This is a genomic window from Pseudomonas sp. NPDC087185 (assembly GCF_044744955.1).
GTDB lineage: Bacteria > Pseudomonadota > Gammaproteobacteria > Pseudomonadales > Pseudomonadaceae > Aquipseudomonas.
The window spans coordinates 526,448-540,300 of the sequence record NZ_JBIUZK010000004.1; the positions used below are offsets into that span (position 1 = coordinate 526,448).

The 13,853-nt window shown below is 62.7% G+C and carries 11 protein-coding genes; 8 read left to right on the plus strand and 3 right to left on the minus strand.

Annotated elements, in window-relative coordinates; translation table 11 throughout:
* Nucleotides 1-31: 31 nt before the first annotated feature.
* Entirely contained in the window at nucleotides 32-976 is a 945-nt protein-coding gene (gene choX / locus ACIPIJ_RS17015) for a choline ABC transporter substrate-binding protein (protein WP_401078621.1), read from the minus strand.
* Nucleotides 977-1,122: 146 nt separating this feature from the next.
* Here choX and ACIPIJ_RS17020 point away from each other — a divergent pair, with 146 nt between their 5' ends.
* Nucleotides 1,123-2,067, plus strand: coding sequence for a GlxA family transcriptional regulator (locus tag ACIPIJ_RS17020; protein WP_401078624.1), 945 nt, complete (start codon nucleotides 1,123-1,125; stop codon nucleotides 2,065-2,067).
* Nucleotides 2,068-2,124: 57 nt separating this feature from the next.
* Here the strand turns inward: ACIPIJ_RS17020 and ACIPIJ_RS17025 are convergent, their stop codons facing one another.
* The gene (locus tag ACIPIJ_RS17025; RefSeq protein WP_401078627.1) at nucleotides 2,125-2,526 is read right to left on the minus strand and encodes a lysozyme inhibitor LprI family protein; all 402 of its coding nucleotides are present in this window, start codon (nucleotides 2,524-2,526) and stop codon (nucleotides 2,125-2,127) included.
* A 285-nt stretch (nucleotides 2,527-2,811) separates the two neighbouring features.
* On the opposite strand from ACIPIJ_RS17025, the gene ACIPIJ_RS17030 reads away from it, so the two are divergent.
* The 7 genes from ACIPIJ_RS17030 (at nucleotide 2,812) to ACIPIJ_RS17060 (ending at nucleotide 12,385) form a co-directional block, all read left to right on the plus strand.
* On the plus strand, nucleotides 2,812-3,789 hold the full coding sequence (locus ACIPIJ_RS17030; protein ID WP_114170761.1) for a dipeptidase: 978 nt from the start codon (nucleotides 2,812-2,814) through the stop codon (nucleotides 3,787-3,789).
* A gap of 77 nt (nucleotides 3,790-3,866) precedes the next feature.
* On the plus strand, nucleotides 3,867-4,397 hold the full coding sequence (locus ACIPIJ_RS17035) for a DUF5943 domain-containing protein (RefSeq protein ID WP_027594293.1): 531 nt from the start codon (nucleotides 3,867-3,869) through the stop codon (nucleotides 4,395-4,397).
* Nucleotides 4,398-4,412: 15 nt separating this feature from the next.
* Entirely contained in the window at nucleotides 4,413-6,473 is a 2,061-nt protein-coding gene (gene dgcA / locus ACIPIJ_RS17040; protein ID WP_401078630.1) for a dimethylglycine demethylation protein DgcA, read from the plus strand.
* Between the two features lie 131 nt (nucleotides 6,474-6,604).
* Nucleotides 6,605-8,557 (plus strand): dimethylglycine demethylation protein DgcB, encoded by a 1,953-nt coding sequence (gene dgcB / locus ACIPIJ_RS17045; RefSeq protein ID WP_401078633.1) that lies wholly within the window; start codon nucleotides 6,605-6,607, stop codon nucleotides 8,555-8,557.
* The gene (locus ACIPIJ_RS17050; protein WP_401078636.1) at nucleotides 8,557-9,789 is read left to right on the plus strand and encodes an electron transfer flavoprotein subunit alpha/FixB family protein; all 1,233 of its coding nucleotides are present in this window, start codon (nucleotides 8,557-8,559) and stop codon (nucleotides 9,787-9,789) included. The genes dgcB and ACIPIJ_RS17050 overlap by 1 nt, the downstream gene beginning before the upstream one ends.
* A gap of 10 nt (nucleotides 9,790-9,799) precedes the next feature.
* Nucleotides 9,800-10,570: an electron transfer flavoprotein subunit beta gene (locus ACIPIJ_RS17055; protein WP_401078639.1), complete on the plus strand. Its 771-nt coding sequence runs from the start codon at nucleotides 9,800-9,802 to the stop codon at nucleotides 10,568-10,570.
* A gap of 945 nt (nucleotides 10,571-11,515) precedes the next feature.
* Nucleotides 11,516-12,385, plus strand: coding sequence for an RHS repeat-associated core domain-containing protein (locus tag ACIPIJ_RS17060; protein WP_401078642.1), 870 nt, complete (start codon nucleotides 11,516-11,518; stop codon nucleotides 12,383-12,385).
* A 58-nt stretch (nucleotides 12,386-12,443) separates the two neighbouring features.
* Here the strand turns inward: ACIPIJ_RS17060 and gbcA are convergent, their stop codons facing one another.
* Nucleotides 12,444-13,736, minus strand: a complete 1,293-nt coding sequence (gene gbcA / locus ACIPIJ_RS17065; RefSeq protein ID WP_401078645.1) for a glycine-betaine demethylase subunit GbcA — start codon at nucleotides 13,734-13,736, stop codon at nucleotides 12,444-12,446.
* Between the last annotated feature and the right edge of the window lie 117 nt (nucleotides 13,737-13,853).

Below are 13,853 nucleotides of genomic sequence, written 5' to 3' on the forward strand. Positions count from 1 at the left end.
TGGGAGCGGGTTCACCCGCGAAGAGGCCCTGTCAGTTGGCGGTGAGCTTGAGGTTCTCGGCCGCAGGCTTGCCGTCGAAGGTGGTCACGCCTTCAAGCCAGCGGGCCTTGTCCTCGGGGTGGTCCTTGAGCCACTGGCGGGCCGACGCCAGCGCGTCCTTGTGGTCGAGCAGCGGCTGCATCATGCGGCTCTCGTCCTCGGCGCTGAAGCTCAGGTTGGCCAGCAGGCGGTGGGCGTTGGGGCAGCGCTCGGCGTAGTCCGGCGCGGTCACCGTCCATACCGTGGCGCGGCCTTCGTCTGGGCCGAGGGCGTCCTGGCTGTCGCCCAGGTAGGCCATGTCGATGTTCACGTTCATCGGGTGCGGTGCCCAGCCGAAGAACACCACGGCCTCCTTGCGCCGCACGGCGCGGTCGACGGCGGCGAGCATGCCGGCCTCGCTGGACTCGACCAACTGGAACTTGCCCAGGCCGAACTGGTTCTTGGCGATCATCGCCTTGATCTGGGTGTTGGCGCCGGAGCCCGGCTCGATGCCATAAATCTTGCCGCCCAGTTCCTTCTCGAACTTGTGGATATCGGCGAAGCTCTTCAAACCCTTGTCGGCCAGGTACTTCGGCACCGCCAGGGTCGCCCGGGCATCTTCCAGGCTCGGCTTGTCGAGCACCTTGACCTGCTGGGCATCGACGAACGGGGTGATGGTCTGGGTCATGATCGGGTTCCAGTAACCCAGGAACATGTCCAGGCGCTTGTCGCGGATGCCGGCAAAGATGATCTGCTGCGAGGCGCTGGTCTGTTTGGTCTGGTAGCCCAGGCCGTCGAGCAGTACCTGGGCCATGGCGCTGGTGGCGATGACGTCGGTCCAGTTGACCACGCCCAGGCGCACGTTCTTGCAGGCCGCAGGCTCGGCGGCGAAAAGCGGGGTTGCAACGATGCTGCTCAAGGCTACGGACAACAGGCTGCGGCGGATCAAGCTGTGCATGGTGGCTCTCCATCGGCAGTGCATATTGTTATTGAGGGCGGCCTCTGCGGGCCGTGTGAATACGCTACGCTGGCGCCAGGGTGGAAAATCGCACCCTGGCGACCAACACTTGCACGGAAGCGACCACCTGCGATGTGGAGCACGCAATGCCGCAACTGATTCATTTCCTGCTGTTGCCGGGGTTCTCGGCCATGGGCTTCATCAGTGCCCTGGAGCCGCTGCGGGTGGCCAACCGGTTCAAGGGGCCGTCGTACCGCTGGCGGGTGCTGAGCCTGGATGGCGGCGCGGTCGAGGCCAGCAATGGCATGTCGGTGAATGCCGACGGCGCAGTGGGCGAGGGCGAGGCCGGCGGCATCCTGTTGATCGTCGCCGGTTTCGAGCCGCTGGCGTGCTACGGCCCGGCGTTGCAGCAGGTGTTGCGCCGGCTCGATCACGAAGGGGTGATCCTTGGCGGCATCGACACCGGCCCTGTGGTGCTCGCCGAGGCGGGCCTGCTCGACGGCCACCGCGCCACTTTGCACTGGGAAGCGCTGGACGCCTTCAAGGAGCGCTACCCGCGCCTGCAGGCGACCCAGGAGCTGTTCGAGATCGACCGACGGCGCATCACTTGCGCGGGCGGCACCGCATCCATCGACCTGATGCTCGACCTGATTGCCCAGGCGCATGGCAGTGAGCTGGCGGTGCAGGTGTCCGAGCAGTTCGTGCTCGGGCGTATCCGCCCGCGGCAGGACCACCAGCGCATGCAGATTGCCAGCCGCTATGGCATCAGCAACAAGAAGCTGGTGAAGGTGATCGGCGAGATGGAGCGCAATATCGAGCAGCCGCTCAATACCCAGGTGCTGGCCGATGCGGTGCAGGTGACCCGGCGGCAGCTGGAGCGGCTGTTCCGCTTGCATCTGGACGACACGCCCAGCGGCTTTTACCTGCGGCTGCGGCTGGACAAGGCGCGGCAGCTGTTGCGTCAGACCGACATGAGCGTGCTGGAGGTGGCGGTGGCCTGCGGGTTCGAGTCGGCGTCGTATTTCACCCGGTGCTACCGGGTGCGGTATGAGCGCTGCCCCCGGGAAGATCGGCTGGCCAGGGCGGTTTGATGGTTGTCAGCGCCGGCCTCTTCACGGGCTTGCCCCCGCGAAGATGCCGAAACAGACTTACTGCTGCCCAATGGACTGCAGGTATTCCGAGCGGTCGTCGCTACGCTGCGCCACGCAGGTATTCCACGCAGCCTCGAACGCCTTGCTGCCAGGCTGTTCGGCATACGTCTCGACCTTGCAGTCGGCATCACGCAGCTGTGTCCACAGCTTCTCTGCCGCGTCCATTCGCCCGCTCAACGCATTGGCCTTGTCCGCTTCGTCGGCATACTGGTCGCGAATACGCTGGATCAAGTCATCGTAAGCCGACTTCAGCTCACGCTCGGCAGTCTGCTTGTTGAACGCCGCGCAGGCGTATGTTTGCTGGTCGCTGTCGACGTTGTCGCAAGGCGTGCTTTCTTCCTCGCCGGCCTGGGCCCCGCTCACGACGGCCAGCAGTACCAGCCATGCCATTGATTTCATCCCTTATCTCCTCAACAGGCTGACGAATCGCAGGGATTCTCGCTCAGCCGGGGGCACGGCGATAGCTCCCTGACGAATTGTTCATGAAAGTCAGGAAAAGGTCGTTATCGAGACTGTCTCTCATCGCCGAACGGCGCGCCAGACGCGCTCATGTCGCGCATTGACGCTTTCGGCAAACCCCCTGTCGTTTTTGCATCGGGGCGCCTCGGGGCACAGGCATATGCTGGCCCCAAAGCGCCGGCACAACGTTCGGTGCGACCCAACTCAATAAAAGGGGACAGCCTGATGAGCCCAGCCGAATTACACGCCGACAGCATCGTCATCGACGGTTTGATCATTGCCAAATGGAACCGCGAGCTGTTCGAAGACATGCGCAAAGGCGGCCTGACCGCAGCCAACTGCACGGTGTCGGTCTGGGAAGGGTTCAAGGCCACCGTCGACAACATCGCCGCCAGCCAGAAGCTGATCCGCGACAACGGCGACCTGGTGATGCCGGTGCGTACCACCGCAGACATCCGCAAGGCCAAGGAGCTGGGCAAGACCGGCATCCTCTTCGGCTTCCAGAACGCCCATGCATTCGAAGACCAGATTGCCTACGTCGACGTGTTCAAGCAGCTGGGCGTGGGCATCGTGCAGATGTGCTACAACACCCAGAACCTGGTCGGCACCGGCTGCTACGAGCGTGACGGCGGGCTGTCTGGTTTCGGCCGCGAGATCGTCGCCGAAATGAACCGCGTCGGCATCATGTGCGACCTGTCCCACGTCGGCTCCAAGACCTCCGAAGAAGTCATCCTCGAATCGAAAAAGCCGGTGTGCTACTCGCACTGCCTGCCGTCGGGCCTGAAAGAGCACCCGCGCAACAAGTCGGACGAAGAACTGAAGTTCATCGCCGACCACGGCGGCTTCGTCGGCGTGACCATGTTCGCGCCGTTCCTGGCCAAGGGCATCGACTCGACCATCGACGACTACGCCGAAGCCATCGAATACACCATGAACATCGTCGGTGAAGACGCCATCGGCATCGGCACCGACTTCACCCAGGGCCACGGCCAGGACTTCTTCGAGTACCTGACCCACGACAAGGGCTACGCCCGTCGCCTGACCAACTTCGGCAAGATCATCAACCCGCTGGGCATTCGCACCGTCGGCGAATTCCCCAACCTCACCGAGACCTTGCTCAAGCGCGGCCACTCCGAGCGTGTGGTGCGCAAGATCATGGGCGAGAACTGGGTCAACGTCCTCAAGGACGTCTGGGGCGAGTAAGCCGCTCTCCAAGCCTGATAGCCCCTGCCAGCAACGCCGGGGCACCCACATAAAAATTTTTATGGAGTTGAGTTTCCATGGCCAAGATCGCCCCGCAATTGCCAATCGAAGTCGACAGCGAGACCGGTGTCTGGACCAGCGACGCCCTGCCGATGCTGTATGTACCGCGCCATTTCTTCGTCAACAACCACATCGGCATCGAAGAAGTGCTGGGTGCCGACGCCTACGCCGAGATCCTTTACAAGGCGGGCTACAAGTCGGCCTGGCACTGGTGTGAAAAAGAAGCCGAATGCCATGGCCTGGAAGGCGTGGCGGTGTTCGAGCACTACATGAAACGCCTGTCCCAGCGCGGCTGGGGCCTGTTCGAGATCCAGGATATCGACCTGGACAAAGGCACTTGCAGCGTGAAGCTGAAACACTCGGCGTTCGTGTACGTGTACGGCAAGGTTGGGCGCAAGGTCGATTACATGTTCACCGGCTGGTTCGCCGGCGCAATGGACCAGATTCTCGCTGCCCGCGGCAGCAAGATCCGCACTGTGGCCGAGCAGGTCTATGGCGGGTCGGAAGAAGGCCACGAAGATGGCCTGTTCGTTACAAAGCCGTTGTAAGCCGGAGAGAGCGTCATGGCATTCGAAGCAATGTTCCAGCCGATCCAGATCGGCAAACTGACCATCCGCAACCGCGTGCTCAGCACTGCGCACGCCGAGGTCTACGCCACTGACGGCGGCATGACTACCGACCGCTATGTGAAGTATTACGAAGAAAAGGCCAAGGGCGGCATCGGCCTGGCAATCTGCGGCGGCTCGTCCGTCGTCGCCATCGACAGCCCGCAGGAATGGTGGGCGTCGGTCAACCTGTCGACCGACCGCATCATCCCGCACTTCCAGAACCTGGCCGACGCCATGCACAAGCATGGCGCCAAGATCATGATCCAAATTACCCACATGGGCCGCCGCTCGCGCTGGGACGGCTTCAACTGGCCGACCCTGATGTCGCCGTCGGGCATCCGTGAGCCGGTGCACCGTGCCACCTGCAAGACCATCGAGGTGGAAGAGATCTGGCGCGTCATCGGCAACTACGCGCAGGCTGCGCGGCGTGCCAAAGAGGGCGGCCTGGACGGCGTGGAACTGTCGGCCGTGCACCAGCACATGATCGACCAGTTCTGGAGCCCGCGGGTCAACAAGCGTACCGACGAATGGGGCGGCACCTTCGAAGGCCGAATGAAATTCGGCCTGGAAGTGCTCAAGGCGGTGCGTGCCGAAGTCGGCGACGACTTCTGCGTGGGCATGCGTATCTGTGGTGACGAGTTCCACCCTGATGGCCTCAGCCACGAGGACATGAAGCAGATCGCCGCGTACTACGACGGCACCGGCATGCTCGACTTCATCGGCGTGGTCGGCTCGGGTTGCGACACCCACAACACCCTGGCCAACGTCATCCCCAACATGAGCTACCCGCCGGAGCCCTTCCTGCACCTGGCGGCCGGCATCAAGGAAGTGGTCAAGGTGCCGGTGCTGCACGCGCAGAACATCAAGGACCCGAACCAGGCCACGCGCATCCTCGAAGGCGGTTATGTGGACATGGTCGGCATGACCCGCGCGCACATGGCTGACCCGCACCTGATCGCCAAGATCAAGATGGGCCAGATCGACCAGATCAAACAGTGCGTCGGTGCCAACTATTGCATCGACCGCCAGTACCAGGGCCTGGATGTACTGTGCATCCAGAACGCCGCGACCTCCCGTGAATACATGGGTGTGCCGCATATCATCGAGAAGACCACCGGCGTCAAGCGCAAGGTGGTGGTGGTGGGTGCCGGCCCAGCCGGCATGGAAGCGGCGCGTGTGGCTGCCGAGCGTGGCCACGACGTGACCCTGTTCGAGAAGAAAGACCAGATCGGCGGCCAGATCACCATCGCCGCCAAGGCCCCGCAACGTGACCAGATCGCCGGCATCACCCGCTGGTACCAGCTGGAGCTGGCGCGCCTGAAAGTCGACCTGCGCCTGGGCACCGCTGCCAGCGTGGACGCCATCCAGGACCTGCGCCCGGACGTCATCGTGCTGGCGGTGGGCGGCCACCCGTTCGTCGAGCAGAACGAGCACTGGGGCGCCGCCGAAGGGTTGGTGGTCAGCAGCTGGGATGTGCTCGACGGCAAGGTTGCGCCGGGCAAGAACGTGCTGGTGTACGACACCATCTGCGAATTCACCGGCATGTCGACGGCAGACTTCATCGCCGACAAAGGCAGCCAGGTCGAGATCGTCACCGATGACATCAAGCCGGGCGTGGCGATGGGCGGCACGACCTTCCCGACCTACTACCGCAGCATGTACCCCAAAGAAGTGATCATGACCGGCGACATGATGCTGGAAAAGGTCTACCGCGAAGGCGACAAGCTGGTGGCGGTGCTGGAGAACGAGTACACCGGTGCCAAGGAAGAACGCGTGGTCGACCAGGTGGTGGTCGAGAACGGCGTGCGGCCGGATGAAGAACTGTACTACGCGCTGAAGGACGGCTCGCGCAACAAGGGCCAGATCGATGTGGAGGCGCTGTTCGCCATCAAGCCGCAGCCGATCCTCAGCCAGCCGGGCGAGGGCTACCTGTTGTACCGCATCGGCGACTGCGTGGCCCAGCGTAACGTGCATGCGGCGATCTACGACGCCTTGCGGCTGTGCAAGGACTTTTGATCCTGGTGGCATGAACACCGCCCCTTTCGGGGCGGGACTGGCCCCCTGTGGGAGCGGGCAAGCCCGCTCCCACAGGGTCCGCGACGCCCTTGATAGCGGCGCACGAATTCAGCTGTTTGTGGGAGCCTCCCATGTTGAACACCCTTCTACCCATCCTGCTGTTCGCTGCCCTTGGCCTGGCGGTGCTCGGCGCCCTGCGCCGGGTGCGCATGTGGCGGCGCGGCCGACCGTCAAAGGTCGACCTGATCGGCGGCCTGCTGGCCATGCCGCGGCGCTACCTGGTGGACTTGCACCACGTGGTCGAGCGCGACAAGTACATGTCCAAGACCCACGTGGCCACGGCGGGCGGCTTTGTGCTGTCGGCGGTGCTTGCCATCCTGGTGCACGGCTTCGGCCTGCAGAGCAAGATCCTCGGCTACGCCCTGCTGGTGGCCACGGTGATCATGTTCAGCGGTGCCATCTTCGTCTTCAAACGCCGGCTCAATCCGCCTTCGCGCCTGTCCAAAGGCCCGTGGATGCGCCTGCCGAAAAGCCTGCTGGTGTTCGCCGCCAGCTTCTTCATCGCCACCTTGCCGGTGGCCGGCATCCTGCCTGCCAACACCGGCGGCTGGGTGATGGTCGCGGTGCTCGGCCTGGGCGTGCTGTGGGGCGTGTCGGAGCTGTTCTTCGGCATGACCTGGGGCGGCCCGATGAAGCACGCCTTCGCCGGTGCCCTGCATCTGGCCTGGCACCGCCGCGCCGAGCGCTTCGGCGGCGGCCGCTCCACCGGCCTCAAGCCGCTGGATCTGGAAGACCGCCACGCGCCACTGGGCGTGGAAAAACCGGTGGACTTCACCTGGAACCAGCTGCTCGGCTTCGACGCCTGCGTGCAGTGCGGCAAATGTGAAGCCATGTGCCCGGCGTACGCCGCCGGCCAGCCGCTGAACCCGAAAAAACTCATCCAGGACATGGTCATCGGCCTGGCCGGTGGTACCGACGCGCAGTTCGCGGGCAGCCCGTACCCAGGCAAGCCGATCGGCGAGCACGGCGGTAATCCGCACCAGCCGATCGTCAACGGCCTGGTCGATGCCGAGACGCTGTGGTCGTGCACCACCTGCCGCGCCTGCGTCGAGGAATGCCCGATGATGATCGAGCACGTCGATGCCATCGTCGACATGCGCCGCCACCTCACCCTGGAGAAGGGCGCGACCCCGAACAAGGGCGCCGAAGTGCTGGAAAACCTGATCGCCACCGACAACCCGGGCGGTTTCGCCCCCGGTGGCCGTATGAACTGGGCTGCCGACCTCAACCTGCAACTGCTGTCGGAGGTGAAAACCACCGAAGTGCTGTTCTGGGTCGGTGATGGCGCCTTTGATATGCGCAACCAGCGCACCCTGCGTTCGTTCGTCAAAGTGCTCAAGGCCTCGGGCGTGGACTTCGCCGTGCTCGGCCTGGAGGAGCGCGACAGCGGCGACGTGGCGCGCCGCCTGGGTGACGAAGCGACCTTCCAGCAGCTGGCCAAGCGCAATATCCAGACCCTGGCCAAATACAAGTTCCAGCGCATCGTCACCTGCGACCCGCACAGCTTCCATGTGCTGAAGAACGAGTACGGCGCCCTGGGCGGCAATTACCAGGTGCAGCACCACAGCACCTACATCGCCGAACTGATCGCAGCGAAAAAGCTCAACCTTGGCCAGCACAAAGGCGGCAGCGTCACGTATCACGACCCGTGCTACCTGGGCCGTTACAACGGTGAATACGAGGCGCCGCGTGAAGTGCTCAAGGCGCTGGGGATCGAAGTGCGCGAGATGGAGCGTTCGGGCTTCCGTTCCCGCTGCTGCGGCGGTGGCGGCGGTGCGCCGATCACCGACATCCCGGGCAAGCAACGTATCCCCGACATGCGCATGGACGACATCCGCGAGACCCAGGCCGAGCTGGTGGCAGTGGGTTGCCCACAGTGCACCGCCATGCTCGAAGGTGTGGTCGAACCGCGCCCACAAATCAAGGACCTCGCCGAGCTGGTAGCCGACGTGCTGATCGAAGAGGAAACCCCGGCGGCCCCAAAGTCGCCAACGGTTAAACGTGAACCTGCGGAGGTGCACTGATGAGCGACATCATCCGCCGTGACCCACGCGCCGAGTGGATCGCCCGTAACCGCCTGCACCCGCTGCACGCGGCCATGCAGACGCAACAAACCAGCTGGATGGGGCCCAATGGCATCATCCGCAAGAACCCGCATGCCATCGCCGCCGGCTTCATCGGCCCCAGTGGCATCAAGCGCATCGACCGCAGTGGCGCCCAGCAGGGCACCGCTGTTGGTGGGCGGCGCACGTCAGCGGCAGCCGTGCAGTTGCCGCTGCACCAGGTGCCGGCCCCGGCGTTCTACATTGCCGTGGTGCCGGACATGGTCGGTGGCCGCTTGAGCAGCCACGACCGCGACTTGCTGGGCCTGGCCCATAGCCTGGCCGGCAGCGACGGCGCGGTCCTGGCGGTGGTGTTTGGCGAACACAAGGAAAGCAACTTTTCCACAGCCGGGGTCGACCGCCTGCTGGTCATCGAGGGCGAGGCGTTCGTGGGTTATGTACCCGAGCAACTCGTTCAGGGCTTGCGGGCTGTGGATAACCAGTTCACACCGCGTCACTGGTTGCTGCCCGATAGCCGCACCGGTGGCGGCGAACTGGGCCGGCGCTTCGCTGCCGCCCTGGGCGAACGGCCGGCGACGCGGGCCTGGCAGGTCAAGGACGGCCAGTGCATCGGCCGTGCTGGCGCGGGTCAGCAAGACCTGCAGCGCGCCGTGCCACGGTTGATCCTGGCTGCGGCGGAATGTGCCGAACCTGTCAGCGAAACCCGTCACGAAGCGCTGGCGGTGGAGTTGTCCACAAGCGTTGCGCGCAGCCTGTCGCGTATCGAAGACCTCGGCTCGGTAGCCGTCGACCCGGCCACCATCGCCATGGCCGAGTCCGAGTTCATTGTCTCGGGCGGTAACGGCGTCAAGGACTGGGACCTGTACCACAAGGCAACCGCGGCCCTCGGCGCCACCGAAGGTGCCTCGCGGGTGGCGGTGGACGACGGCTTCATGCCGCGCAACCGCCAGGTGGGCGCCACCGGTACCTGGGTCACGGCACGGGTTTACGTGGCTGTGGGTATCTCTGGCGCGATCCAGCACCTGCAGGGCATCGGCGCCTGCGACAAAGTGGTGGCGATCAATATGGACCCGGGCTGCGACATGATCAAACGGGCTGACTTGTCGGTAATTGGCGACAGCTCAGCGATTCTCAAGGCGCTGATCGAGGCTGTGGAAAACTTCCGCAGCGGCGCCCAGCGCGACGCGGCATAAGGGCACGAGCATGACTACGAAAGTGATCAGCCTGGTTTCCATCGGTGCCCACCCAAGCTCCGGCCGCGCGCGCCGCGCCGAGCAGGATGCGCGTGCGGTGGAGCTGGGTTTGCAGCTGGCTGGGGATAACTTGCAGGTGGTGCATGCCGGCAACCCAGGTGAAGAGGCGCTGCGTGCCTACCTGGGCATGGGCCTGGAACACCTGGACGTGCTGGAGCAGCCGGCCGGGGCCGACGTGCTGGGCGTGCTCGGTGACTATTTGCGCGACGCTGGCGCCCAGCTGGTGCTGACCGGTAGCCAGGCCGAAACCGGTGAAGGCTCGGGCATGTTGCCGTTCTTGCTGGCCGAGAAGCTGGGCTGGCCGCTGGTGGTGGGGCTGGCCGAGGTGGAATCGATCGAAAACGGTACTGCGCAGGTGCTGCAGGCGCTGCCACGCGGTCAACGGCGCAGGCTGAAGGTACGCCTGCCATTGCTGGCGACTGTGGATAACGCAGCACCCAAGCCGCGCCAGAGCGCCTTCGGGCCAGCCCGTCGCGGTGTATTGGCGGCGCGCAACGTGGCGATCGTCGAGGATGAACTGCTGGCCGAAGCAGAACTGCAACCAGCGCGCCCGCGGCCCAAGCGGCTCAAGGTGATCAAGGCCAAGAGCGGCGCCGACCGGATGAAGGCGGCCACGGCCAAGGCCAGCGGCGGTGGCGGCAAGGTACTGAAGGATGTTTCTCCACAGGAAGGCGCCGAGGCGATTCTCAAGCTGTTGGTGGAGGAGGGCGTGCTGCGCTGAGCCTGGCTGCGCATGCTTGCAGGGGCGGCCTTGTGTCGCGAAAGAGCGGCATAACAGCCCTTTCGCGACACAAGGCCACTCCTACAAAAGCGGTCATTGCCGGATCACGTTGAACGCCCAGTTCGCCAAGCCTTCGGTCACCGGCTCGAACCATACCCTTTCCCCTTCCGACAATCCCCCATCCCCATCCCGTGGCCTTCATCGCACCACTTCACAGTGCCGCTCAGGCGGCTGTGCATAAGTTCCTCCTGAATAATGCCAAAGTACCGACCAGTCCTGAAAATCAGATGCCGATCCAGCGGAATTGGCAAAATTTCAGGCGCTTCACATTTTGCCCACGGAATCTGTTCGCCACTGTGTGGATAAAGTGTTTGCGCTTCGCTGTGAGCCTTGCCTGGCAGTGGCTGCATCGAATTGTTCAAAAAATGATCAGTGACATGAGCGCAGTCAGCAGGCAGTCGATGAGCGGGCGATCACGGGTTGCCCACAATCACTGTTGGTGACCCTGTGGGTAACATGTTCGGATAGATCTGCAGAGCCCGGTTCTATTGGCGTGCGGGGCTTTGATCGAAAAATGATCATTTCGCCTGTCTGAGTGGTAAAACCCCTGAAATTCAAGGATTAGTTGCGTTATCCACAAGGCGGCTGAGCGCCCTGGCAGAGTTGCTCACAAAGTCTGTTGGCGATTCTGTGGAAAAGATGTTTGGTCTCGCCCTCAGGCCCTGATTTTAAAGGCCTGCGTTAAGCTGATCAATTTTTGATCTGGTTATTTTCTAAGCAGCTATCGCTCGATTTGGATTTGAATCGCTTCCAAGATTGAATTACCTGTGGATAAAACATCAATTCATGTTCTACCTGACATTTCTGCCAGTAGTCAGCGGATCAACTCCGTGGTTAGTTTGATACCGAACCCTGACTTCCCTCGGGCATGGAGTGATAAGCATCGTGCAGAGACAATCCCTGACCAGCCTGTTGCTTGCAACGGACCGCCTCGCCAGCCCTTTGCTAGAAGCTGGCGCCGCTGAGCCAACGGCAAGAGCCGCCTACACGCCCTACGGTTATCGCCCTGGCGGCCCACAAGGCATGCACAGCCGCACCGGGTTCACCGGCCAATTGCGGGAGCCTGAGACAGGCTGGTATATGCTGGGCAACGGTCACCGGGCCTATAATCCGATTTTGATGCGCTTTCATTCGCCTGATCGGTTGAGCCCTTTTGGCGATGGTGACATCAACAGTTATGCCTACTGCGGATGCGATCCGGTAAACATGCTCGACCCCACCGGGCGGGTGCCCTATTACCTTTCGCCAATTACTGGCTTGCTTAGTAATATCCTTAGTGGAGTGAGTTCGTATTTCTCGCTTCGCAACCTTACTAGGACGCATAGAGCGGAGCGACCAGCGCGAAGAGCTTCAGATGCGAACCTCGCCGATGCTGCTGCCACCACTACAAGGCGCAGGGACATAGGCGTCTCATCGTTGAGCGCTGTTACTGCAGCAATTGGTGGCGGTACGACAATCATGAGGATGGTAGACCCCAACTTAGGTGAGGCGGCAAGTTACCTTAGTTTAGGGGCAACAGCGATCACCCTTGCTACAACGGGGTATGAGATCTACCAACAAAACCAGAGAAGACCGTGGGAGCTGGGGCCCGATCTCAGGCAGCTAGAAAGGGTTCAAAGCCCGCAGGTTGCAAGCTACCTGCAGTCAGCTTCGGCTTCACCGCAATTATCGCGTTTCGAGGCACCCAGCATGCTGGCAGTTGAGAGTACTAGTTCAAGCATCAGGTCTGGCCAAATAGAAGTAAGCACTCTTTGACCAGCGATCGCAAATCACAGCTAGGCCTGCTGTCTGCCGGCAGGCCTAGCAGTGACAATTATTGCGCCTTCACCTCCTTCAAGTACGGCGCCGGCTCCGCCCCCAGGTTCTCCAGCACCCGCTGGCTGTACCAATCAATAAAGTTCACCACGCCAAACTCATAAGTCTTCGAGTAAGGCCCCGGCTGGTAAGCGGTGGAGTTGATCCCACGCTGGTTTTCTTCCGCCAGGCGGCGGTCCTGGTCGTTGGTGGCGTCCCACACCTTGCGCATGCGCTCAGGGTCGTAGTCCACCCCTTCCACGGCATCCTTGTGCACCAGCCACTTGGTGGTGACCATGGTCTCCTGGGCGCTGATCGGCCACACGGTGAAGACGATCAGGTGGTCGCCCATGCAATGGTTCCACGAGTGCGGCAGGTGCAGGATGCGCATCGAGCCCAGGTCCGGGTTCTTGATGCGGCCCATCAGCTTCTGGCAGGCCTGCTTGCCGTCCATGGTCATCGACACGGTGCCCTTGAGCAGCGGCATGCGCACGATGCGGTTACGCAGGCCATGGCTCTTGTGCAGGTAAGGGATTTTTTCGGCTTCCCAGGCGGCGGCGGAGGCGGCCACGTGGTCCTTGAATTCCTGGCTGGCGCGCGGGTCGTTGGTGTCGTCCCATTCCAACAAGGTTTGCAGCAGTTCCGGGTGCGAACCGCTGCAGTGGTAGCACTCGCGGTTGTTTTCCAGCACCAGCTTCCAGTTGGCCTTTTCCATCAAGGTGGTGTGCACCGCCACCTTGGTGTTCTCCATGTCGTACGGTTCCATGTAGTGTTCCAGGGTGGTCAGGAACTCGTCGATGGCCGGTGGGTTTTCCGACAGGCTGATGAAGATGTAGCCGCCGGCAACCTTTACGTTCACAGGCTTGAGGCCGTATTCCTTCATGTCGAAGTCGGCGCCCATCTCGGTGCCGGCAAACAGCAGGCGGCCGTCCAGTTCATAGGTCCACTGGTGGTAGTGGCAGACCAGCTTGGCCACCTTGCCCTTGTCGCTGACGCACAGACGCGAACCGCGGTGGCGGCAGACGTTATGGAAGGCGTGCACCTTGCCCTCGGCGCCACGCACCACCAGGATCGGGTTTTTGCCGATCTGCAGGGTGATGTAGTTGCCCTTTGCCGGGATTTCGCAGGTCATGCCGGCGATCAACCACTCTTTCTGGAAGATCTCCTGCATGTCGATCTGGAACAGACGCTCGTCGGTGTAGAACGGCTGGGGCAGCGAGTAGGTGCGCTCGCGGGTCTGCAGCATCTCGGCGGTGGCCTTGCGTGCAGGTTCAAGTGGATCGCCCAGGCTCAGGGTTGCGGTGACGTCCATCGTGTATTCCTCGGGGCCGTGTGCGGCCGGCAAAAGGTGGCTAATCGTTGTTGTGGTGCCGCAAGACTGGCTGCCGAAAAAAGGCAGCTTCTTTTGCCGTGGAGTGTGCGTCCGAAG

Excerpts from the sequence above, each read along its gene's own strand:
- ACIPIJ_RS17030 (WP_114170761.1), top strand. The coding sequence starts at position 2,812 with ATGAGCCCAGCCGAATTACACGCCGACAGCATCGTCATCGACGGTTTG.
- choX (WP_401078621.1), bottom strand. The coding sequence starts at position 976 with ATGCACAGCTTGATCCGCCGCAGCCTGTTGTCCGTAGCCTTGAGCAGC.
- gbcA (WP_401078645.1), bottom strand. The coding sequence starts at position 13,736 with ATGGACGTCACCGCAACCCTGAGCCTGGGCGATCCACTTGAACCTGCA.
- dgcA (WP_401078630.1), top strand. The coding sequence starts at position 4,413 with ATGGCATTCGAAGCAATGTTCCAGCCGATCCAGATCGGCAAACTGACC.
- ACIPIJ_RS17055 (WP_401078639.1), top strand. The coding sequence starts at position 9,800 with ATGACTACGAAAGTGATCAGCCTGGTTTCCATCGGTGCCCACCCAAGC.
- ACIPIJ_RS17020 (WP_401078624.1), top strand. The coding sequence starts at position 1,123 with ATGCCGCAACTGATTCATTTCCTGCTGTTGCCGGGGTTCTCGGCCATG.
- ACIPIJ_RS17050 (WP_401078636.1), top strand. The coding sequence starts at position 8,557 with ATGAGCGACATCATCCGCCGTGACCCACGCGCCGAGTGGATCGCCCGT.
- dgcB (WP_401078633.1), top strand. The coding sequence starts at position 6,605 with ATGTTGAACACCCTTCTACCCATCCTGCTGTTCGCTGCCCTTGGCCTG.
- ACIPIJ_RS17035 (WP_027594293.1), top strand. The coding sequence starts at position 3,867 with ATGGCCAAGATCGCCCCGCAATTGCCAATCGAAGTCGACAGCGAGACC.
- ACIPIJ_RS17025 (WP_401078627.1), bottom strand. The coding sequence starts at position 2,526 with ATGAAATCAATGGCATGGCTGGTACTGCTGGCCGTCGTGAGCGGGGCC.